This window comes from Streptomyces katrae (assembly GCF_000717655.1).
In the GTDB taxonomy this organism is placed as follows: Bacteria; Actinomycetota; Actinomycetes; order Streptomycetales; family Streptomycetaceae; genus Streptomyces; species Streptomyces katrae_B.
The window spans coordinates 1-1,254 of the sequence record NZ_JNZY01000093.1; the positions used below are offsets into that span (position 1 = coordinate 1).

General features: G+C 67.5%; 1 pseudogene. It reads left to right on the plus strand.

What is annotated here, in order from left to right:
- Positions 1 to 69: 69 nt before the first annotated feature.
- A pseudogene (locus IF09_RS41460) lies at positions 70 to 1,254 on the plus strand (IS3 family transposase); the annotation flags it as partial.

The window sequence follows — 1,254 nt, forward strand, 5'->3', positions numbered from 1 at the left end:
GGGCCTTGACCCCGGATTTTGGACACCGGAGACACTTGGATCTTGATGGTCCAGGAGAACGGAGTCCCCGTGGGGATGAAGCATTACCCTGCCGAATTCAAGGCGGACGCGGTCGCGTTGTACCGGTCAAGGCCAGGAGCGACGATCAAGTCGGTCGCCGGTGATCTCGGGGTGAACACCGAGACGTTGCGGAACTGGATCCGGGCCGCCGACGGGCGCCGGCCCGGCGCCCACTCGACGCAGCCAGCCGCCGCGCAGGCCAGCGGTGACGACGTTCAGGCGGAGCTGGCCGCAGCCCGGAAGAGGATCCGCGAGCTGGAGGAAGAGCGCGACATTCTCCGCAAGGCGGCCCGGTATTTCGCGACGGAGACGCGCTGGTGAACCGCTGCCAGTTCGTTGAAGATCACCAGCGCCGTCACGGCGTGAAGCGGCTCTGCGACATCCTCGGCCTGTCCCGCTCGAGCTTCTACTACTGGCGCCGCACCGCGGCCGCAAGAGCGGCCCGGCAGACCGCCGAGGCCGGGCTCGCAGCCCGGATACGCAAGGCACCAGGAATCCGACGGCACTTACGGAGCCCCCAGGATCACCGCCGAGCTCCGTGACGAAGGCGGCCCGGTGGTCAACCACAAGCGGGTCGCCAGGATCATGCGGACCATCGGGCTCGAGGGAGTCCGCTTGCGCCGCCGACACCGCACCACCCTCGCGGACCATGCGGCGCCGAAGGCACCAGATCTGATCGGCCGTGACTTCACCGCGACCGAGGTGAACACCAAGTACGTCGGCGACATCACGTATCTGCCGGTCAGCGGCTCGAAGCCGCTCTACCTCGCGACCGTCATCGACCTCGCCTCACGCCGGCTGGCCGGGTGGGCGATCGCCGACCACATGCGGACAGAGCTCGTCACCGACGCCCTGACAGCAGCCGAACGGACCCGCGGGAGCCTGGCCGGAGCGGTGATGCATACCGATCACGGCTCGCAATATACGAGTAGGGCCTTCGCTGAAATCTGCAGGTCAGCAGGGGTCCGGCAGAGCATGGGCGCGATCGGGTCCAGCGCGGACAACGCCGCCGCGGAAAGCTTCAACGCCGCCTTCAAGAGAGAAACGCTCAAAGGCCGCAAAGGCTGGTCGAACGAGCACGAAGCGCGACTCGCCGCCTTCCGCTGGCTGACCCGATACAACACCCGCCGCCGGCACTCCCGCCTCGGCCAGCGAACTCCGATCGCCTACGAGAACGACCTCCAACCAGCAGCA